Origin of the sequence: Nonomuraea sp. NPDC049421, from assembly GCF_040677005.1 — a bacterium.
In the GTDB taxonomy this organism is placed as follows: domain Bacteria; phylum Actinomycetota; class Actinomycetes; order Streptosporangiales; family Streptosporangiaceae; genus Nonomuraea; species Nonomuraea salmonea.
This window is the reverse complement of the sequence record NZ_JBFAQA010000023.1, coordinates 63,156-82,873: the sequence shown is the minus strand read 5'-3', so window position 1 is coordinate 82,873 and position 19,718 is coordinate 63,156. Positions and strand designations below refer to the sequence as shown.

Sequence of the window (19,718 nt, the reverse complement as noted above, 5' to 3'; positions counted from 1 at the left end):
TCCGTGACGCAACCCTCGGCCCAGCGTGCCAGGATTGGGATATGTCAGACGGTCACGGTCCCACGCCCGAGACGCCATCAGGCTGGTCGGCCGAACAGCCCCCGCCCTACAGCGCCCCGCCGGCCTCCCCTTGGACCGCGCCCGGTTCGCCGCAACAGGGGCCCCATGGAGGCCCGCCGCACCAGCAGGCGCCGCAAGGGCCGCACGCCCCCTACCCGCCGCCCCCGCCGTACCAGCAGCACGGGCAGCAGTACGGGCAGCAGTACGGGCAGCAGTACGGGCAGCAGTACGGGCAGCAGCCGCCCTACGGCCCTCCCATGCCGCACCCGCCGGCGCTGCGGCCCGGCATCATCCCGCTGCGCCCGCTCGGGCTCGGCGACATCCTCGACGGCACGATCAAGCTGATCAGGTCCAACCCCAAGGCGGTGCTCGGCCTGTCGGCCATCGCCGCCCTGATCGCCGCCGTCCCGCTGGCCGTGGGGCAGGCGTTCGTGATCGACGCCACCCGCGTCGCGCTCGACGACCCGACCGGCGCCGCCGAGGCCCAGCTCAACAGCGTCTACGGCGTCATCGGCCAATACGGCGGCACGCTCATCTCCTACGCCGTGCAGTTCGTCGTGGTCACGCTGCTGACCGGCGTGCTGACCCGCATACTCGGCCGGGCCGTCTTCGGCGGCAACCTCAGCGCCGGCGAGGCATGGCGGCTCGTCAAGGGCCGGGTGCCCGCGCTGTTCGGCGTGGTGGGACTGATGGCCGTCATCATGCTCGTGCCGCTGATCGTCTTCACCCTGATCATGGTGGCGCTCGCGCTCAACGCCAGCGCGTCCGACCTCGGGTGGCTGTTCGGGGCGACGATCCTGTTCCTCATCCTGTACGTCGGCTACTACCTGTTCTTCAGGACCCGCTTCGCGCTCGCCTCGCCCGCCGTGGTGCTGGAGGGCCGGGGGCCCATCGACGCCATGCGCCGCTCGTGGCAGCTCGTCACCGGCGACTTCTGGCGGGTGTTCGGCATCCTGCTGCTCACGACCCTGCTGGTCGGGCTCGTGGCGGGCATCCTGACCGTGCCGTTCACGATGGCCGGCACCCTGTTCGGCATGCTCGGCGCCGACTCGATCGCCACCACCGTCCTGAGCGCCGTGCTGCTGGCGCTCGGCACCATGCTCGGCTCGATGCTGACCTACCCGTTCGAAGCCGGCGTGTCCGGCCTGCTGTACGCCGACCGCCGCATGCGCAGTGAGGCGTTCGACCTCGTGCTGCAGACGGCGGCCATCGAGCAGCAGCGCCAGGGCTGGGTGCACGACTCGGCCGACGAGCTGTGGCACCCGAGCAACTCCGCGCGGTCGTGAGCCCGATCGATCGGGACGAGGCCGCGCGGCGGGCCGCGGAAGAGCTCCTCCACCCCGACTACGCGAGGGAGCCGCTGCTCGACCTGATCTACCGGCGGGTCACGCAGTTCCTCGGCGACATCATCGACGTCGCCACCGGCGGCGGCACGACGGGCGGCGTCATCGCGGCCATCGTGATCACGGCGATCATCCTCGGCGCGATCACGCTGATCGGCTGGCGGCTGCGCAGGTCCGCCCGCCGCAACGCGGCGCCTGACGGCGCCCTGTTCGGCGCGCAGGCCATGACGGCGGTCCAGCACCGCCAGGCCGCCGAGCGCCTCGCCGCGGAGGGCCGCTGGACGGAGGCTCTGCAGGAACGGCTCCGCGCCATCGCCCGCGACCTGGAGGAACGCGCGCTAGTCGACGGCCTGCCCGGGCGCACGGCCGACGAGCTCGCGGCTGAAGCGGCCCAGGCGCTTCCTGACCTCGCCGGGGAACTCGCCGCCGCGGCCCGCTCGTTCGACGACGTGACCTACGGCGGGGTGGCGGGCACCAGGGAGGCGTACGAGACGATGGCGAGCCTGGACGACCGCCTCCGCCAAGCCCGCCCGGTCCCCCTCGCCATGGCCACCACCGGCCCCACCGGCCCTGGCCCCATGGGCCCCAGCGGCTCTGGCCCCGTGGGTCCCACCGGCCCTGAGGGCCCCGCCGGACCGACGGGGGCTCGCCCGTGAGCCTCACCACCACGGCGACGTCCTACTCCACCTCGCCGACCGCGCGCTCCGCCTGGCGGGCCGGACGGCTGTTCGTGCTGCTCGGCGTCATCGCGGTGCTCTTCGGGGTGCTGTCCGTGCTGCTGTCCGGCGACTCGGGCCCGTCACGGCCGCTGGACCCCGACGACACCTCGCTCTCCGGCTCCAAGGCGCTGGCCGAACTGCTGCGCGAGCAGGGGGTGACCGTCGAGCGGGTCGACACCGCGGAGGCCGCGGCCGCCAAGGGGGCGGCGGGCGACCGGCTGCTGCTGGTCACCGACACCACCTACATCGACCAGTACGCCCTGGCCAGGGTCCCAGGCGACCGGGTGATCGTCGGCGCCGTGCCCGGCCTGAGCGCGCTCGCCCCTGGGATCCGGATCGAGCCAGGCCAAGCGGCCCGCACCAGGTCGCGCGAGCCCGAGTGCGAGTTGCCGGCGGCGACCGCGGCGGGCAGCGCCTACCTGGGCGGCCTCCGGCTGCGCGGCCCCTCGGGCGCGACCGCCTGCTACCCGGCCGACGACGGGCACGCGCTGGTGCGCTACCCGTACGGCGGCGGCACGATCACCGTCGTCGGCGACGGCTCGTTCATGACCAACCAGCGCCTGGCCGAGGACGGCAACGCCGCGCTGGCGCTCAACCTGGTCGGCACCGGCAAGCCGGTCATCTGGGTCGTCCGCCCGGAGACCCCGCCCCCGTCCGCCCTGCCGGGCGAGCGCGGCGCCTCGATGTACGACCTGATGCCGGGCAGCATCCGCTGGGCCATCTCCATGGCGGTCATCGCGGTGCTGGTCACCGCGTTCTGGCGGGGCCGCCGCCTCGGCCCGGTGGTGGCGGAGAAGCTGCCCGTCGTGGTCAGGGCCGCTGAGACCGTGGAGGGCAGGGGCCGGCTCTACCGCGCCAGGCGCGCCCGAGAACGCGCGGCGGACGCCCTGCGCGCGGGCACGATCGACCGGCTGACGCCCCGGCTGGGGCTCGCATCGGGCGCGGGCAGGCACGAGGTGGTGGCCGCGCTCGCGGCCCGTACGGGCGAGGACGCCCATGTGGTGGGCGACGCGCTCTACGGCCCGCCGCCGAAGGACGACACGGGGCTGGTGGCGCTGGCCCGCTATCTGGACTCCATCGAAAGGACCGTCAGTGAGCTTTGACAGCACATACCGCGCGCCACAGCAGGGCGGCGACTCGGCCAGGGAGGCGCTGAGCGCGCTGCGCGCCGAGGTGTCCAAGGCGGTGGTCGGCCAGGACGCGGTGGTGACGGGGATGGTCATCGCGCTGCTGTGCCGGGGGCACGTGCTGCTGGAAGGCGTGCCCGGCGTGGCGAAGACGCTGATGGTCCGTACGCTGGCCGCCGCCCTGGCGCTCGACTTCAAGCGCGTGCAGTTCACCCCCGACCTGATGCCGGGCGACGTGACCGGGTCGCTGATTTACGACACGAAGACCGCGCGGTTCGAGTTTCGTGAAGGGCCGGTGTTCACGAACCTGCTGCTCGCCGACGAGATCAACCGTACGCCGCCGAAGACGCAGGCGGCGCTGCTGGAGTCGATGGAGGAGCGGCAGGTCAGCGTGGAGGGCGCGGCGCGCGAGCTGCCCGACCCGTTCGTGGTGTGCGCGACGCAGAACCCCGTCGAGTACGAGGGCACGTACCAGCTTCCCGAGGCCCAGCTCGACCGGTTCCTGCTGAAGCTGACCGTGCCGCTGCCGCCGCGCGAGCAGGAGATCACGGTGCTCGAACGCCACGCGCTCGGCTTCGACCCGCGCGACCTGTCGCAGGTCAAGGCCGTGGCGTCGGCCGCCGACCTGGCGGCGGGGCGCGAGGCGGTGGCCGCCGTGCACGTGGCGCCCGAGGTGCTCGGCTACATCGTGGACGTCGCCCGCGCCACCAGGAGCTCCCCTTCGCTGCAGCTCGGCGTCTCACCCCGAGGCGCGACGGCGCTGCTGGCGGCCTCGCGGGCGTGGGCGTGGCTGTCAGGCCGCGCGTACGTCACGCCCGACGACGTCAAGGCGCTGGCCAGGCCCGCGCTGCGGCACCGCGTGCAGCTGCGCCCCGAGGCGGAGCTGGAGGGCGCGACCGCCGACGGCCTGCTCGACGGCATCCTCGCCTCCGTCCCGGTCCCGCGCTGATGCCGGCCACCGGACCCGCAGGGCGGGTGTGCCGATGGCGTTGACCGGACGTGCCGGGCTGCTGGCGGCGATCGGGATCGTGGTGGTGCTGTTCGCGCCGCAGCCGGGGGCCGCGCTGGCCGGGGTGTGCCTGCTGCTGGCCGCCGGGATCGTGATCGACCTGGCCTTCGCCGGCTCCGTACGCCCGCTGCGCTTCCACCGCTCGGGCGACACGCTGCTGCGGCTCGGCCAGCGGGCCACCGTGGAGCTGGTGGTGGAGAACCCGGGCGGCCGGCGGGTCCGCGGCGCGCTCAGGGACGCCTGGCCGCCCTCCGCGGGCGCCGCTCCCAGAGTGGTGCCCCTCGACGTGCCGGCCGGCGAACGCCGCAAGATCACCATCACGCTCTCCCCCTCCAGGCGCGGCGACCGGTCGTCGGTGGCGGTGACCGTGCGCTCGGTCGGCCCGCTGGGGCTGGCCGCCCGCCAGGGCAACCACCAGTCCCCCTGGACCGTACGCGTGCTGCCGCCGTTCCTGTCGCGCAAGCACCTGCCCTCCCGCCTGGCCCGGCTGCGCGAGCTCGACGGGCAGCACCCGGCCCTCGTCCGCGGCCAGGGCACGGAGTTCGACTCCCTGCGCGAATACGTGGTGGGCGACGACGTGCGCTCGATCGACTGGCGGGCCACCGCGCGCCGGCACGACGTCGTCGTACGGACGTGGCGGCCAGAACGCGACCGGCGCGTGCTCATCGTGCTCGACACGGGACGCACCTCGGCGGGCCGGGTGGGCGCCGCCCCCGTGCCGCTGGCCGGGGAGCAGCCGGGCGGCGGCGGCCTGCTGGTACGCCCCGACGTACCGCCCGCGCCCGGCTGGCCGCGCCTCGACTGGTCGATGGACGCCGCGCTGCTGCTGGCCGCGCTCGCCGCCCGCGCCGGTGACCAGGTGGACTTCCTGGCCTACGACCGGGCCGTACGCGCCTGGGTGAGCGGCGCGTCCCGCACCGAGCTGCTGTCGTCGCTGGTCAACGTGATGGCGCCGATCGAGGCCGAACTGGTCGAGGCCGACGCCCAGGGCATGGTCGCGGCGGTGCTCGCGCGGGCCAAGCGGCGCTGCCTGGTCGTGCTGCTGACCGACCTCAACCCGGCGGCGATGGACGAGGGGCTCATGCCGGTGCTGCCGCAGCTCTCCTCGCGGCACCTCGTGCTGGTGGCCGGGGTGTCCGACCCGAGCGTGGCGGCCATGGCGGAGCGCCGCGACACGGCCGAGCAGGTCTACGACGCGGCGGCGGCCGAGCAGGCGAGGCTCGGGCGCAGGCGCATCACGGCCCGGCTGCGCAGGCACGGGGTCGAGGTCGTGGACGCGCCACCGGACGACATCGCACCCGCCCTGGCGGACGCCTACCTGGCGCTGAAGGCCGCCGGCCGCCTTTAGGAAGGGTCGGGCGGTCAGGAAGGGTCAGGCGGTGGGGGCGACGTCGGGTGCGCGTTCGATGTCGCCCGTCTCGTCGCGGCGGGCGGCGCGCCGGCCGAAGCCGATCACGTACGCGAGAAAAGCCACCTCGGCCAGCACGCCGATGCCGACGCGCGCCCACGTGGGCAGCCCTGACGGCGTCACGAACGCCTCGATCAGCCCCGACACGAACAGCACCACGACCAGGCCCAGCGCCACGCTCATCACGGCCCTGCCCTGCTCGGCCAGCGCGTCGAGCCGCCGGCGCGGGCCCGGGTCGATGACGGTCCAGCCGAGCCGCATGCCGACGGCGGCGGCCAGGAAGACGGCGGTCAGCTCCAGCAGGCCGTGCGGCAGGATCAGGCCGAAGAAGATGTCGAGCTTGTCGCGGGAGGCCATGAGCCCGGCGGAGACGGCGACGTTCTCGGCGTTGGCGTAGAGCGCGTACGGGATCGGCAGCCCCAGCACCAGCGCGTACATGATCATTTGGGCCGAGACCCAGGCGTTGTTCGTCCACACCCGGCCCGCGAACGAGGCGGCGGGGTGCTCGGAGTAGTAGTCGGCGAAGTCCTCGTTGACCAGCTGGGCGATCTCGTCGGGGCTGCCGATCGTGGCCTGCACCTCGGGGTTGGCCGCCACCCACGCCGCGATCACCCACGAGACCACCAGGAACGCCAGCGCGCTCGCCAGCCACCACCACCGCGCCCGGTAGGCCACGACGGGGAACGAGACGGTGAAGAAGCGGGTCAGCTCGCGCCAGGCAGGGGTGTGCGCGCCGTTCACCGCGGACCTGGCCCGTGCCACCAGCGCCGACAGCCGCCCCACGAGCATGGCGTCGGTGGACGACGAGCGCACGATGGACAGATGCGTGGCCACCCGCTGGTAGAGCTCGACCAGCTCGTCGATCTCGGTGCCGGTCAGGGACGAGCGGTGCTTGACCAGATGGTCGAGCCGGTCCCAGACCGCGCGGTGTGCCGTGACGAACGCATCGATGTCCACCCGACCATTCTGGCCGCTCGATCACCGCGACTGAGCCGTTAGGCTCCACATATGTCCGAGGTCGTAACCGGGGATGCCGTCGTCGTCGAAGTACGCGTGGCCCAGATGCCCACGCGCGCCCTGGCGATCTTCTTCGACTTGGTGACGCAGGTCCTCCTGCTGTTCGCCGCCTACTCGCTGCTGAGCATGTTCGCCGTGGTGACCGACTTCGCGATGTTCGGCGCCGCCATGATCACGCTGGTGACACTGGTGCTCGTGGGCTTTCCCGTGGCCGTCGAGACGCTCACCAGGGGGCGCAGCATCGGCAAGCTGATACTCGGGCTGCGGGTGGTCGGCGACGACGGCAGTCCCGTACGGTTCCGCCAGGCGCTGTTCAGGGGGCTGGCGGGGGTGCTGGAGTTCTGGCTGCTGTCGGGGGCGCCCGCGCTGATCTCGTCGCTGATCTCGCAGCGGGGCAAGCGGCTCGGCGACATCTTCGCGGGCACGATCGTGATCTCCGACCGGCCGCCGCGCGACCGGGCGCAGCAGGTCATGATGCCGCCGCAGCTCGCGGCCTGGGCCGCCACGCTTGAGCTGTCGCAGCTGCCGGACGAGGTGGCGCATGCCGCCCGGCAATACCTGGCGCGATGGCACGACCTGTCGCCGCAGGTCCAGCATGAGATGGGGGTGCGCATCGCCACTCAGACGGCGGCCTACGTCTCGCCGGCCGCCCCCGCCGGCGTGCCGCCGCACGCCTACTTGAGCGCCGTCCTGGCCGAGCGCCGGCGGCGGGAGCAGGAACGCTTCGCACAACGCATGGGCCTCGCCCAGCAGCCGTACGCTGCCTCGCAGCCGCCCTACGCGACCCAGCCCGGCCCGCCCTACGCACAGCCCGGCCCCGTGCAGCCGCAGCCATATGCGCAGCCGATGCCGCCGCCCGGGGCGCAGCCCGCGCCACCGTTCCCGCAACCGGGTCCGATGGCGCCGGCCGAGCGGCAGTCTCCTCCGCCGCCGCCACCCGCGCCGGAGCCGCCGCAGGCGACTCCGGGCGGGTTCGCGCCACCTCAGTGAGCGCGATCAGCGGACGTCAGGGACGGGCCGTCATCAGTGCCCGTGGCCGGGTCCGGGCCCATGGCCGTGCCCGTCCTTGTACGACTCCTGCGTCTGCGTGTTCAACCGGTCGAAACGTACGTGCTTGGCGCTGTCGGTGAGCCGGTCGTCGATCTTGATGACGTCCAGCCCCTCGTTGAAGTCGGCGCCGTAGATGTAACCGTTGTAGTAGTAGGCGGACCAGATGCCGCCACCGCCGCCGTCCGAGCGCGGCCCGCGCTCGAAGTAGCCGATCTCCTTGGGCCGCCTGGAGTCGGTGAAGTCCCAGATCGACAGGCCGCCCATGTACCACGCCTGGACCATGATGTCGCGGCCCTTGACGGGGATGAGCGAGCCGTTGTGGGCGACGCAGTTCTCGCTGTCGTCCTGGTAGCGGGAGATCTTGAAGTAGCTCTTGAAGACGAGCTTGCCCCGGACGATCTCGTAGATGGCGTCCGCGCCCCTGTTCGGCCCGGTGGCCTCGTTGCAGGTGGGCGCGCCGCCGCCGCCGAGCTCGTCGGTGAAGACGACCTTCCTGGCGTCGTTGCTGAACGTGGCCGAGTGCCAGAACGCGAAGTTCGGGTCGGTGGTCCTGGCGGTGACCTTCGGGTTCAGCCGGTCCTTGATGTCGAACAGCACGCCGTCACCCATGCAGGCGCCGGCCGCGATGTCCTTCTCGGCGTAGACCGTGATGTCGTGGCAGCCGCTGGTGGGCAGCAGCAGGCCGGGCTGCGTCTCGTTGCCGCCGTCGGGGAAGACGACGGGCGTGGCCGCGACCTCGGCGGCGGCCGGGTCGCGCAGCGGCACCTTGATGATCGAGATCTTGTCGTGCGGCGGCGCGCAGTCGGGGAAGTTCGCGGCCGGCTGGTACGACGAGACGTAGATGTAGACGTTCTTGTTCTTGTCGCGGCCCTTGCCCGGCACCAGCGTCAGCGTGTGCGAGCCGCAGTTCGTCTCGACCGACTTGATGTACTGCGGGTTGGTCTTGTCGGAGACGTCGAAGATGCGGACGCCCTCCCACGACTCCTTGACCGTCGCGCTCTGCCCGGTGCTGTTGCAGGAGTCGTCGTTGCGCGAGGAGTCGACGGCGGTGAACAGCAGGTCGCCGTAGACGCTGACGTCCATCTGGGCGCCGGGGCAGACGACGGAGCTGACCGCCCTGGCCTTCTTCGGGTTCCTGATGTCGTAGATGGAGAAGCCACCGTAGTTGCCGACATAGGCGTAGTTGCCCTGGAAGGCGATGTCGGTGTTGATGGTGCCGGCGATGGGGTCGGGCTTCGGGATGTTCAGCACGTGGGTCACGTTCGGGCTGTGGACCACGGCGTCGGCGGGCGGAATGTCCGCGGCGGCGGCGGGCAGTCCCGCCAGCGCTAAGACGGTGGCCGCTGCCGCCACCACGATGGAACGGCGCGAAAGGGACACTCGGGAGCCTCCTTGAACGGGGATTTCTGGGTCACCGGAGAGAACGGGGAAGCGGCGGGGCCCCTCGCCGAGGGTCCCCGCCGCCTGAAGGGGGTCAGTAGCCGTGGCCGTGCCCGCGCTCGGGGTACGACGTCTGCGTCTGGGCGTTCAGCCGGTCCGTCTTGACGCCGTTGGCCTTGTTGGTCCGCGGGTCGTTGATCTTGAGGACGTCGAGGCCCAGGTTGAAGTCAGAGCCGTAGATGTAGCCGTTGTAGTAGTACGCCGACCAGAACCCGCCGGACAGCGCAGGAGCGGTGTTGTCGGGCCCGCGCTCGAAGAAGGCGATCTCCTTCGGCCGGCTGGAGTCGGTGAAGTCGATCACCGAGATGCCGCCCTGGTACCACGCCTGGACCATGATGTCGCGGCCCTTGACCGGGATGAGCGAGCCGTTGTGGGCGACGCAGTTCTCGGTGTCGTCCTGGTGACGCGCGATCTTGAAGTAGCCCCTGAAGACGAGCTTGCCGCGGACGATGTCGTAGTACGCATCGGCGCCTCTGTTCGGGCCGATGGCCTCGTTGCACGTGGGCGCGCCGCCGCCGCCGAGCTCGTCGGTGAAGATGACCTTCGTGCCCTCGTTGTTGAAGGTGGCGGAGTGCCAGAACGCGAAGTTCGTCTCGTCCCTGGCGGTCGCCGTCACGCGGGGCCGCTCGGGGTCGCGGATGTCGAGCAGGACGCCCTCACCCATGCACGCGCCCGCCGCGATGCCCTTCTCGGGGTAGGCGGTGATGTCGTGGCAGCCGGTCGTGGCCGACTTGCCGTCGGGGTACGACCCCGGCACACCCGGGAAACCGCCGTCGGGGAACAGGTTGGGCGTGGCGATCACCGAGGCGGCCGTCGGGTTGCGCAGCGGCACCTTGATGATCGAGATCAGGTCGTGCGGCGGCTTGCAGTCGGGGAACGTCTCGCTCGGGCTGTAGGAGGAGATGTAGAGGTAGACGTTCTGCCGCTTGCGGTCGGGGACCAGCGTGTGCGTGTGGGAGCCGCAGTTCGTCTCAACCGACTTGATGTACTGCGGGTTGGTCTTGTCGGAGATGTCGAAGACGCGGATGCCCTCCCAGGACTCCTTGACCGTCGCGCTCTGCCCGGTGCTGGTACAGGAGTCGTCGCTCCGCGAGGAGTCGACCGATCCGAACAGGAGGTTTCCGTAGACCGAGACGTCCATCTGGCCGCCGGGACAGACCACGGAGCTGACCAGCGACGTCTTCTTGGGGTTCCTGATGTCGTAGATGGAGAAGCCGGAGTAGTTGCCTACATAGGCGTAGTCGCCCTGGAAAGCCATGTCCGTGTGGATGTCGGCCAGGGCTTCCGGCTTGGGCACGTTCGTGACGTGCTTGATGTTCGGGCTCATGACGATCTCGCCGGGAGCCGGGATGTCCGCAGCCTGGGCCGGCGCCACGACGCCTGCCAGCGCGATCAGCGCCGCACCCAGGATGAGGGGTCTGCGGAGGGAGAACACGGAGGAACCTCCGAATAAAGGGGGCATAAATCTACGTCATCCTCACCCTTTCGGGCCGGACCTGACCAGCGTCCAAGATGTCAAATTTTATTGCGCTTCGACCCCTTCTCATCTCGGGACTTTTCGCCTAGAGTGCGCAATCTGGACCAGATCAGTCAGGAGGTCGGGTGCGCGCTGCGCTCGTCGTCATCGTGGGCCTGATCGCGGCCCTCACCGGGTGCACCGCCGGCTCCACCACCCCACCGGCCCCCAGGGCTGACTCGACGGCGCCGGTCCTCGCTCCCGGACGGCCTGGCGAGCAGGCCAGGACGCTCTCACCGGGCGAGGCCGCCACCGCCGTACCGTCCGCCACCCCCAACGCGGCGGACGTCACGTACGTCCAGGACATGGTCGTCCATCACCGCCAGGCCGTGGACATGGCCCTGCTCGCCCCCAACCGCGCCGATTCGGCCAAGCTCAAGGCGCTCGCCGACCGCATCAAGGCGGCCCAGGGGCCGGAGATCGCGTTCATGACCACGTGGCTGCACGAGCAGGAGCAGAAGGTCCCCGACCATCACGCCGCCCACGACAGCATGCCCGGGATGGCGACGCCCGAACAGATGGACGCCCTGAAGGCGGCCAAGGGCAAGGACTTCGACCGCCAGTTCCTGCAACTCATGATCAACCACCACCTCGGCGCGATCAAAATGTCCGAGGAAGTCCTGACAAACGGCACCCACATCAGGATCGAAGAGCTGGCCGGCGACGTCAGCGTCACCCAGGCCGCGGAAATCCGCCGCATGCAGGAAATGCAAGCCGCCCTGTAACCACCCTCAGACGAGGACCCCAGCCCCGGACGGGGGCGCGCTCAGGAGCCGACGCGCCAGCTGTGGAGGTAGTCCTCCTGTTCGGCTGTCAGCAGGTCGATGCCGATGCCGGCCGCCGCCAGCTTGAGCCTGGCCACCTCGTGGTCGATCTCCTCGGGTACGTCGTAGACGCCCGGCGCGAGGCCGGCCCGTTCGGCCGCCAGCCACGCCACGGCGAGCGCCTGGGCGGAGAACGACATGTCCATGACCGCCGCGGGATGCCCCTCGGCCGCCGTCAGGTTGACCAGACGCCCCTCGGCCAGCAGCAGGAGGCGGCGCCCGTCGGGCATGACGTACTCGTCGGTGTTGGGCCGCACCCCCCGGTGCACCTCGGTGGCCAGCTCGTCCAGCGCCCGCACGTCGATCTCGACGTCGAAGTGTCCCGCGTTGGCCAGGATCGCCCCGTCCTTCATGACCGACAGGTGCTCGGCCCTGATCACGTCGCGGTTGCCGGTGACGGTGACGAACACGTCCCCGATCAGCGCCGCCTGCGCCATGGGCCGCACCTCGTACCCCTGCAAGGTGGCGTCCAGCGCCTTCACGGCGTCGATCTCGGTGACGATCACCCGAGCACCGAGCCCCTTGGCCCGCTCGGCGACCCCGCGCCCGCAGAACCCGAACCCGGCGACCACGACCGTACGCCCGGCCAGCATCGTGTTGGTGGCCCGCATGATGCCGTCGAAGGTGGACTGCCCGGTGCCGTACCGGTTGTCGAACATGCGCTTGGTCCGGGTGTCGTTCACCGCGACCACGGGGAAGCGCAGCGCGTCCTCGGCCGCCATCTGACGCAGCCGGATGATGCCGGTCGTGGTCTCCTCGCAGCCGCCGCTCACCCCGTCGAGCAGGTCGCGCCGCTCGGTGTGCAGGATGTTGACCAGGTCGCAGCCGTCGTCGAGCACCAGGTCGGGCCCCACGTCGAGGGCCTCGTGGATGTGCCGGTAGTAGGTCGCCCGGTCAACCCCGGCCCTGGCGTGCACGCCGATCCCGTACGACCGCAGCGCCGCGGCCACGTCGTCCTGCGTGGACAGCGGGTTGGACGCGGCCAGCGCGATCTCCGCCCCGCCGGCCTGCAGCGCTCCCATGAGCACCGCCGTCTCGGCGGTGACGTGCAGGCAGGCCGCGATCTTCAGCCCGTCGAGCGGCCGTTCGAGCGCGAACCGTTCGCCGATCGCGGTCAGCACCGGCATCGAACGAGCGGCCCAGGAGATCTGCCGCTCGCCGCTTTCACTGAGATCCATGGCCAGCCTCGGAAGCGAAGAAACAGGGAGCTCCGGGAGGCGCGGGGACCTCCCGGAGCTCAGGAAGAAGGGGTCGCTCAGTAGCGGTAGTGGTCGGACTTGTACGGCCCCTCGACGTGCACGCCGATGTAGGCCGCCTGCTCCTTGGTCAGCTCGGTGAGCTTGACGCCGAGCGCGTCGAGGTGCAGCCGCGCCACCTTCTCGTCGAGGTGCTTGGGCAGCGTGTAGACGCCGAGCTGGTAGTCCTCGGTCTTGGTGAACAGCTCGATCTGCGCGATCACCTGGTTGGTGAACGAGTTGGACATGACGAAGCTGGGGTGGCCGGTGGCGCAGCCCAGGTTCATCAGCCGGCCCTCGGCGAGCACGATGATCGAGTGGCCGTCGGCGAACACCCACTCGTCGACCTGCGGCTTGATGTTGCGCTTCTCGATGCCGGGCAGCTTGGCCAGGCCGGCCATGTCGATCTCGTTGTCGAAGTGGCCGATGTTGGACACGATCGCCTGGTGCTTCATCCGCGCCATGTGGTCGGCGGTGATGATGTTGAAGTTGCCCGTGCAGGTGACGAAGATGTCGGCGATGCCGACGACCTCGTCGAGCGTGGTGACCTGGAAGCCGTCCATGGCCGCCTGCAGCGCGCAGATCGGGTCGATCTCGGTGACGATCACGCGGGCGCCCTGGCCGCGCAGCGCGTCGGCGCAGCCCTTGCCGACGTCACCGTAGCCGCAGACCACGGCCACCTTGCCGCCGATGAGCACGTCGGTGGCGCGGTTGAGCCCGTCGATGACGGAGTGGCGGCAGCCGTACTTGTTGTCGAACTTCGACTTGGTGACCGAGTCGTTGACGTTGATGGCCGGGAAGAGGAGCTGGCCGTTCTTGTGCATCTCGTAGAGACGGTGCACGCCGGTCGTGGTCTCCTCGGTGACGCCCTTGATGCTCTCGGCGATCTTCGTCCACTTCTTGTCGGCGCCGACCGTGCGGGTGAGCAGGTCGATGATGACGTGCCACTCCTCCGGGTCGTCGGCGGTCGCCGGGGGCACGGCGCCGGCCTTCTCGTACTCGGCGCCCTTGTGCACCAGCAGCGTGGCGTCGCCGCCGTCGTCGAGGATCATGTTGGGGGCGGTGCCGTCAGGCCAGGTGAGCGCCTGCTCGGTGCACCACCAGTACTCCTCCAGCGTCTCGCCCTTCCACGCGAACACCGGAACGCCCTTGGGGTCCTCGGTGGTGCCGTCGGGGCCGACCACCACGGCGGCGGCGGCGTGGTCCTGCGTGGAGAAGATGTTGCAGCTCACCCAGCGCACCTCGGCGCCGAGCGCGACCAGGGTCTCGATGAGGACGGCCGTCTGGATCGTCATGTGCAGCGAGCCCATGATCTTCGCGCCGCGAAGGGGCTGGGAGGCCGCGTATTCCTTGCGTACTGCCATGAGACCGGGCATCTCGTGCTCGGCGAGCCGGATTTCCTTACGGCCGAAGTCGGCAAGTGAAAGGTCGGCGACCTTGAAGTCCATCGGGTGTCCCCTCGCGTCACAGGATGGTTGACGCCGACAAGTCTAGGCGGCGCTCGTACGCCGATGCACGCCGAGGAGGCCGAATCTGACGTAAGAATGTAAGAATGCGCATCACCGAAGCGGCCAAGCGGCTCGGCATGTCCCCGCGAATGCTCCGATACCGGGAGGCGCTCGGTCTGCTCCCGCCCGTCAGGGAGCAGGGGGCGCACAGAAGGTTCGGCCCCGACGAGCTGGCCGCCGTGGCGCAGGGGGTGGAGCTGGAGAAACGGTTCGACGTCTCGCCGGCCGAGCTGGCCTTCGCACTGCGGGTGCTGAGCGAGCCCGCGGTGGCGGCGGCCGTACGGGACCTGGGGGTGCGGATCGGGCGCATCCAGGCGCCGCGCCGGGCCCTCGACTTCGAGAAGGAGAAGGCCCTGCGCCTGCTCGGCCCCAGGCCCCGGCGCTGACCTGCGGCTAGCCGGCGGAGCCGCTCGTGCTGCGGAGCCGGTCGAGGTCGGGCTCGAGGTAGATCACCCGGGCGATCGGCACCGCGTCGCGGATGCGCCGCTCGGCCTCGTCGATGCCGCGCGCCACTTCGGCCGCCGTGTCGTTGTGCTCGACCGCGATCTTGGCGGCCACCAGCAGCTCCTCGGGGCCGAGGTGCAGCGTACGCATGTGGATGACCCGCTCCACCTCGGGCGCGCTCTCCAGTGCGGCCCTGATCCGGGTCTCCATCTCGGGGGACGCGCCCTCGCCGACGAGCAGCGACTTGGTCTCGATGGCCAGCACGACCGCGATGATGGCGAGCAGCACGCCGATCATGAGGGTGCCGATGCCGTCCCAGACGCCGTCGCCGGTGACCACCGCCATCGTGACGCCGAACAGCGCGAAGATCAGACCGAGCAGCGCGCCCAGGTCTTCGAGCAGGATGACGGGCAGCTCGGGCGACTTGGAGCGCCGGATGAAGCTGATCCAGGACTGGCTTCCGCGCAGCGGGTTGGACTCCTTGACCGCCGTACGGAAGGAGAGCGTCTCGGCGATGATCGCGAAGATCAGCACCGCGAACGCCCAGATCGGCGACTCGACCTGGTGCGGGTCGGAGATCTTGTGGATGCCTTCGTACAGGGAGAACGCCGCGCCGATCGTGAACAGCACCACGGCCACCACGAACGCGTAGAAGTAACGCTCGCGGCCGTAGCCGAAGGGATGCTCGCGGGTGCTGGCCCTGGCCGCCCGCTTGCCGCCGACCAGCAGCAGCACCTGGTTGCCCGAGTCGGCGACCGAGTGGATGCCCTCGGCCAGCATCGACGAGGAACCGGTGAAGACCGCGGCCACGAACTTGGCCACGGCGATCGCCAAGTTCGCGGACAATGCCGCGATGATTGCTTTAGTTCCGCCGCTCGCACTCACCGATCTTCTCCACTCATAAGATCACGTCAAACTCTTGAAAGAGGATCCTATGGGGTAATTCTTGCTTTGACCTCAGTGATTGCGGATACGGCCGCGGGATCGACGTCATATCCCAGCGCCAGATAGGTGCTGGCGTAGTCGCCGAGTGCGATGAGAGAGGCCAGACGTTCGAGCGGATGCACGCCCTCGGCGGCCAGTTCGGTGACCGGGACGTCGCGCTCGCCCGCCAGCCGCAGCGCCGCCTCGCGCCGCCGCGTCACCTGCGGATGCTCCTCGACGTCGCGCAGCACGACCAGCCTCAGCGTGCGGCCCGAGGTGTCGGCGAAGATGTCGCGCTCGGCCAGCGGCCCGTCGAGCGCCGCCACCTGGTGATGGCCGGCCTCGGGCAGCTCGCCGTGCACGGCGGGATATTTCGCGCTCGCCGCGAGCTGACAGACCATCCGGTACGCCGCCACCCCCGCCACCTGCGACGACCCCCAGACCATCGGCACGGTCTCGGCCAGGTCGAGCGCCAGCGACTTGCCGGGGTTGATGAACGACTCGCTGGAGGGCCGGCACCGGTGCGCGATGTCCTCGAGCGACCTCGACACCCCCTCGAACAGGTCGGCGTCGGCCTGCACCAGCCGCAGCGCCGCGGCCGCCACGATGAGCGGGACGCTCAGCAGCCACAGGTTGGACCGCGACTGCCCGGTGACCGGCACCGGCACGTAGACGGCCGACGCCTGCAGCGCCACGGCCTCCAGCGGGGAGCCCGCCGGACCCACGCCGAGCAGCGAGCAGCCCCGGCGCACCGCCTGGGTGGCCAGGGCCAGCGTCTCTTCCGTGTCGCCTGAGCCGGAGACGGCGATGACCAGGTCGGTGGCCCCCACCCAGCCGGGGAGCTGGTAGGAGCGCACGGTCACGATCGGCAGCGGTGCGCCGTTGCCGACGACGGCCGCCAGGATGTCGCCGGCCAGGCCGGCGGCGCCCATGCCCGCGACCACGATGGCCCGAGGACGCCCATGGCCTGCCAGCCTTTCGACGCCCGCCTCGATCGCGACGCGGTGGCCGGTGCGGATGTGGGCCGCGGACGCGGCCACCGCCGGAAGCATGCCGCCGGGGTCGGCCTCGGTGAGGTGTCCCTGGTCGTCGAGCCGCTCCGGCTCCCAGGTCACGGCTTCCTGGCCTCGTCGACGAGCAGGACCGGGATGTCGTCCCTGACCGGGTAGATCAGCCCGCAGCCCGTGCAGGCCAGCTCCTCCGCCTCGTGCTCGGCACGCAGCGGAGCCTTGCACGCCGGGCAGGCCAGGATCTCCAGCAGCCAGTCGTCGATCTTCACTCTGACACCTTTCCCACGATGGCGAGGACCTCGTCCCTGATCGCCGTCATCTTGCTCTCGTCGGCCGCCTCGGCGTTCAGCCTGAGCAGCGGCTCGGTGTTGGAGGGACGCAGATTGAACCACCAGCCCGACCCCGTCACGGTCAGCCCGTCGACCTCGTCGAACTCGCCCCGGTCCGCGAACGCCGCACGCACCCGCCGCAGCGCCTCGTCCTGGTCGGACACCGCGCTGTTGACCTCGCCCGAGGCGTGGTAGCGGGAGTAGGCGGCGGCCACCTCCGACAGCGGCCTGTCCTGCTCGCCGAGCGCGGCCAGCACGTGCATCGCCGCCAGCAGGCCGGAGTCGGCGAACCAGAAGTCCCTGAAGTAGTAGTGGGCGGAGTGCTCGCCGCCGAACACCGCGCCGGTGCGGGCCATCTCGGCCTTGATGAAGGAGTGGCCGACCCGGGTGCGCACCGGCACGCCGCCGTGCTCGCGGACGATCTCCGGCACGCCCAGCGACGTGATCAGGTTGTGGATGATCGTCGCGCCGGGGTCCTTGGCCAGCTCGCGTACGGCCACCAGCGCCGTGATCGCCGACGGCGAGACCGAGGCGCCGCGCTCGTCGATCACCCAGCAGCGGTCGGCGTCGCCGTCGAAGGCGAGCCCGATGTCGGCGCCGCTCTCGACGACCGCCCGCTGCAGGTCGAGCAGGTTCTGCGGCTCCAGCGGGTTGGCCTCGTGGTTGGGGAAGCTGCCGTCGAGCTCGAAGTAGAGGGGCACCAGCTCGATCGGCAGGCCGTCGAACACCGCGGGCACCGTGTGGCCGCCCATGCCGTTGCCCGCGTCGACGACCACCTTCAGCGGGCGGATGCCGCTCAGCTCGACGAGCGTGCGCAGGTGGTGGGCGTAGCCGGACAGCAGGTCCTTCTCGATCACCGAGCCGGCCTTCGTGTCCTGCGCGACCGTCGCGAGCAGCTCGGACGCCCTGTCGCGGATCTCCGTCAGGCCGGTGTCGCCGCCGATCGGCACCGCGCCCGCGCGGCACATCTTCATGCCGTTGTAGCGGGCCGGGTTGTGGCTGGCGGTGAACATCACGCCGGGCAGCCCCAGGCTGCCGCTGGCGTAGTAGAGCAGGTCGGTGGAGCCCAGGCCCGCGTGCACGACGTCGGCCCTGCGCGAACGCGCGCCGCGGATGAACGCCTCGGCCAGCACCGGCGACGACTCGCGCATGTCGTGCGCGACCACGATCGAGCCGGCCCCGGTCACCTCGACGAACGCCGCCCCCACGGCCTCGGCGGTCTGCTCGTCAAGCTCGTCGGGCACCACCCCGCGAACGTCATACGCTTTGAAGATCTTGGCGAGGTCGCCCACTCTCCAGCTCCGCCCCTAGGTCGTTTCCGCCTTACAGAAGGAGCCTACCGGTCACGGTGCTGCTGGGCCGATCTCAGAACGCGCAGGTGCCCGCGCCGGCCGACCTCGACGCCCTGACCGACCGGCTCGCCACCGCCCGACGGCGTCGGTCGCGCGGCCTCCCTGACCGCGTTGGCCAGCGCTTCGAGATCGTCGGAGCTGGGCGAGGCGCCGTCGGTGGGCAGCCGCACCACCTCCCAGCCGCGGGGGGCGGTCAGTCGCTCGGCGTGTTCGGCGCACAGGTCATAACAGTGTGGCTCCGCGTACGTCGCCAGGGGGCCGAGGACAGCGGTCGAGTCGGCGTACACGTACGTGAGCGTGAAGACGGCAGGCTGGCTGCAGGCGGTGCGGGAACAGCGGCGGACGGGGCTCACGGAGGGACCGTATCTGGTAAGAGTGCGAGGCGCCACTACCTGAGCGCTCTTAACGAGCGTGTCGCCACAATTCGGACACCTGTCGCAGCGTTTCCACCCACATGCCCCGAGACCTCCGGCCCTTCGCCCGCGCTTCCATTCCCGCCTTTCCCCACCTCGCCACCAGCCCAATCCCGCCCTTCCGATCTTCACTGAAGATCGCTTTTGTCGCGGTTGGCACCCCCACCTTTCGGACACCACGTGACCGCTCCCGGGCATCGGCTGAACGGGCCCGTACACTGGCACACGTGACTCAGAAGCGCGGTCCCAGACGGCGCGATCGCCACGGTCGCGGCCTCCGCGGCCCACTCGCCCCCTCCCACGTCCCCATGGCCAAGTCGCGCAGCGAACGCTTCGACGACCTCGTGCTCGACGCCGTCGACCGGCTGCGTCCCCGGTGGGAGCGGCAACTGTCGGCGGTGGAGTTCGCGGTGGAGGAGGTGCCGCCGCTGAGCGAGCTGGGCGACGGGCCCGGGCTCGACTCCGACCCCATCCCCTTCGGCCGCGCCGACGCCGCCACCGGCCACTCCCCTGCCTCGATCGTGATCTACCGCCGCCCGCTGGAGGCGAGGGCCCGAGACCGCGACACTTTGGGCGCCATGGTCCACGACACGGTCGTCGAACAGGTCGCCACCTTGCTCGGCCTGGCCCCGGAAACGGTGGACCCCGGCTACGACGACCGCCGCTGACCTGGGTGTCCGCGGGCACCTACAGGCGTTGCCCGGTCGGCGCTGGGAGTGTCCCGCCCGCCCGCTCGATCGGCTTCGCATATCGCGGGCGTGGTTCGTCACCGTGTGCGACGAGATGCTGTGGCGGGTCGCGTGGTGGGGCGTGTGGCCGGGCGACGCCGGCCCCCTGACCACCCCTCCCACCTACAGCACCCGCAACATCCCCCACGCCGACTACACGGCCGTCGGCCACTGGGCCTGCGGGGTCGTCCCGTACCACCCCGAACTGCACGTCAGCTGCTCCCACCGAGGCGACCCCCCCGCCCCCTTCAGGTGAAGCGCC

The 19,718-nt window shown here is 70.9% G+C and carries 20 protein-coding genes; 10 read left to right on the top strand and 10 right to left on the bottom strand.

Annotated features, from left to right (window positions below; genetic code table 11):
* Positions 1–41: 41 nt before the first annotated feature.
* From AB0K18_RS33100 to AB0K18_RS33080, 5 genes are read left to right on the top strand one after another with little or no spacing between them, the layout of a single operon-like run.
* Positions 42–1,346 carry a glycerophosphoryl diester phosphodiesterase membrane domain-containing protein gene (locus AB0K18_RS33100; protein WP_364922263.1) on the top strand — a complete coding sequence of 435 codons (1,305 nt, stop codon included), beginning with the start codon at positions 42–44 and terminating at the stop codon, positions 1,344–1,346.
* A complete protein-coding gene (locus AB0K18_RS33095; protein ID WP_364922261.1) occupies positions 1,343–2,059 on the top strand; it encodes a DUF4129 domain-containing protein in 717 nt (238 codons plus the stop codon). Before AB0K18_RS33100 ends, AB0K18_RS33095 begins: the two co-directional genes overlap by 4 nt.
* Entirely contained in the window at positions 2,056–3,225 is a 1,170-nt protein-coding gene (locus AB0K18_RS33090) for a DUF4350 domain-containing protein (protein WP_364922259.1), read from the top strand. Before AB0K18_RS33095 ends, AB0K18_RS33090 begins: the two co-directional genes overlap by 4 nt.
* A complete protein-coding gene (locus tag AB0K18_RS33085; RefSeq protein WP_364922256.1) occupies positions 3,215–4,198 on the top strand; it encodes a MoxR family ATPase in 984 nt (327 codons plus the stop codon). Before AB0K18_RS33090 ends, AB0K18_RS33085 begins: the two co-directional genes overlap by 11 nt.
* A 34-nt stretch (positions 4,199–4,232) precedes the next feature.
* Positions 4,233–5,606 (top strand): DUF58 domain-containing protein, encoded by a 1,374-nt coding sequence (locus AB0K18_RS33080; RefSeq protein ID WP_364922253.1) that lies wholly within the window; start codon positions 4,233–4,235, stop codon positions 5,604–5,606.
* 24 nt (positions 5,607–5,630) lie between these two features.
* On the opposite strand, the gene AB0K18_RS33075 is transcribed toward AB0K18_RS33080, so the two are convergent.
* Complete coding sequence (locus AB0K18_RS33075; protein WP_364922250.1) at positions 5,631–6,623, bottom strand: stage II sporulation protein M; 993 nt, start codon at positions 6,621–6,623, stop codon at positions 5,631–5,633.
* A gap of 51 nt (positions 6,624–6,674) precedes the next feature.
* On the opposite strand from AB0K18_RS33075, the gene AB0K18_RS33070 reads away from it, so the two are divergent.
* Complete coding sequence (locus AB0K18_RS33070; protein ID WP_364922247.1) at positions 6,675–7,673, top strand: RDD family protein; 999 nt, start codon at positions 6,675–6,677, stop codon at positions 7,671–7,673.
* Between the two features lie 33 nt (positions 7,674–7,706).
* On the opposite strand, the gene AB0K18_RS33065 is transcribed toward AB0K18_RS33070, so the two are convergent.
* A complete protein-coding gene (locus AB0K18_RS33065) occupies positions 7,707–9,113 on the bottom strand; it encodes a hypothetical protein (protein ID WP_364922244.1) in 1,407 nt (468 codons plus the stop codon).
* A gap of 94 nt (positions 9,114–9,207) precedes the next feature.
* Complete coding sequence (locus AB0K18_RS33060) at positions 9,208–10,608, bottom strand: hypothetical protein (protein WP_364922242.1); 1,401 nt, start codon at positions 10,606–10,608, stop codon at positions 9,208–9,210.
* Positions 10,609–10,775: 167 nt separating this feature from the next.
* On the opposite strand from AB0K18_RS33060, the gene AB0K18_RS33055 reads away from it, so the two are divergent.
* Positions 10,776–11,414 (top strand): DUF305 domain-containing protein, encoded by a 639-nt coding sequence (locus AB0K18_RS33055; RefSeq protein WP_364922239.1) that lies wholly within the window; start codon positions 10,776–10,778, stop codon positions 11,412–11,414.
* A 41-nt stretch (positions 11,415–11,455) separates the two neighbouring features.
* On the opposite strand, the gene AB0K18_RS33050 is transcribed toward AB0K18_RS33055, so the two are convergent.
* Both AB0K18_RS33050 and ahcY read right to left on the bottom strand, forming a co-directional pair.
* Positions 11,456–12,691, bottom strand: a complete 1,236-nt coding sequence (locus AB0K18_RS33050) for an adenosylhomocysteinase (RefSeq protein WP_364365284.1) — start codon at positions 12,689–12,691, stop codon at positions 11,456–11,458.
* Between the two features lie 77 nt (positions 12,692–12,768).
* Positions 12,769–14,196 carry an adenosylhomocysteinase gene (ahcY, locus tag AB0K18_RS33045; RefSeq protein WP_364922237.1) on the bottom strand — a complete coding sequence of 476 codons (1,428 nt, stop codon included), beginning with the start codon at positions 14,194–14,196 and terminating at the stop codon, positions 12,769–12,771.
* Between the two features lie 104 nt (positions 14,197–14,300).
* Here ahcY and AB0K18_RS33040 point away from each other — a divergent pair, with 104 nt between their 5' ends.
* On the top strand, positions 14,301–14,642 hold the full coding sequence (locus AB0K18_RS33040) for a MerR family DNA-binding transcriptional regulator (RefSeq protein WP_364365278.1): 342 nt from the start codon (positions 14,301–14,303) through the stop codon (positions 14,640–14,642).
* 7 nt (positions 14,643–14,649) lie between these two features.
* Here the strand turns inward: AB0K18_RS33040 and AB0K18_RS33035 are convergent, their stop codons facing one another.
* The 5 genes from AB0K18_RS33035 to AB0K18_RS33015 are packed head-to-tail and all read right to left on the bottom strand — an operon-like array spanning position 14,650 to position 18,668.
* Positions 14,650–15,585 (bottom strand): cation diffusion facilitator family transporter, encoded by a 936-nt coding sequence (locus AB0K18_RS33035; protein WP_364922234.1) that lies wholly within the window; start codon positions 15,583–15,585, stop codon positions 14,650–14,652.
* Positions 15,586–15,632: 47 nt separating this feature from the next.
* Positions 15,633–16,739 carry an SIS domain-containing protein gene (locus AB0K18_RS33030; RefSeq protein WP_364922232.1) on the bottom strand — a complete coding sequence of 369 codons (1,107 nt, stop codon included), beginning with the start codon at positions 16,737–16,739 and terminating at the stop codon, positions 15,633–15,635.
* Positions 16,736–16,903, bottom strand: a complete 168-nt coding sequence (locus AB0K18_RS33025; protein ID WP_345396568.1) for a Trm112 family protein — start codon at positions 16,901–16,903, stop codon at positions 16,736–16,738. The genes AB0K18_RS33030 and AB0K18_RS33025 overlap by 4 nt, the downstream gene beginning before the upstream one ends.
* Positions 16,900–18,255 carry a phosphomannomutase/phosphoglucomutase gene (locus AB0K18_RS33020; protein WP_364922230.1) on the bottom strand — a complete coding sequence of 452 codons (1,356 nt, stop codon included), beginning with the start codon at positions 18,253–18,255 and terminating at the stop codon, positions 16,900–16,902. Before AB0K18_RS33020 ends, AB0K18_RS33025 begins: the two co-directional genes overlap by 4 nt.
* A gap of 44 nt (positions 18,256–18,299) precedes the next feature.
* Complete coding sequence (locus AB0K18_RS33015) at positions 18,300–18,668, bottom strand: DUF3499 domain-containing protein (RefSeq protein WP_106236645.1); 369 nt, start codon at positions 18,666–18,668, stop codon at positions 18,300–18,302.
* Between the two features lie 287 nt (positions 18,669–18,955).
* Between AB0K18_RS33015 and AB0K18_RS33010 the strand changes: the two genes are divergently transcribed.
* Together AB0K18_RS33010 and AB0K18_RS33005 are read left to right on the top strand one after the other, a co-directional pair.
* Positions 18,956–19,396: a metallopeptidase family protein gene (locus tag AB0K18_RS33010; protein ID WP_364922228.1), complete on the top strand. Its 441-nt coding sequence runs from the start codon at positions 18,956–18,958 to the stop codon at positions 19,394–19,396.
* Positions 19,397–19,499: 103 nt separating this feature from the next.
* On the top strand, positions 19,500–19,712 hold the full coding sequence (locus tag AB0K18_RS33005; protein WP_364922226.1) for a hypothetical protein: 213 nt from the start codon (positions 19,500–19,502) through the stop codon (positions 19,710–19,712).
* The last annotated feature ends 6 nt before the right edge of the window (positions 19,713–19,718 follow it).

Excerpts from the sequence above, each read along its gene's own strand:
- AB0K18_RS33100 (WP_364922263.1), top strand. The coding sequence starts at position 42 with ATGTCAGACGGTCACGGTCCCACGCCCGAGACGCCATCAGGCTGGTCG.
- AB0K18_RS33080 (WP_364922253.1), top strand. The coding sequence starts at position 4,233 with ATGGCGTTGACCGGACGTGCCGGGCTGCTGGCGGCGATCGGGATCGTG.
- AB0K18_RS33070 (WP_364922247.1), top strand. The coding sequence starts at position 6,675 with ATGTCCGAGGTCGTAACCGGGGATGCCGTCGTCGTCGAAGTACGCGTG.
- AB0K18_RS33050 (WP_364365284.1), bottom strand. The coding sequence starts at position 12,691 with ATGGATCTCAGTGAAAGCGGCGAGCGGCAGATCTCCTGGGCCGCTCGT.
- ahcY (WP_364922237.1), bottom strand. The coding sequence starts at position 14,196 with ATGGACTTCAAGGTCGCCGACCTTTCACTTGCCGACTTCGGCCGTAAG.
- AB0K18_RS33040 (WP_364365278.1), top strand. The coding sequence starts at position 14,301 with ATGCGCATCACCGAAGCGGCCAAGCGGCTCGGCATGTCCCCGCGAATG.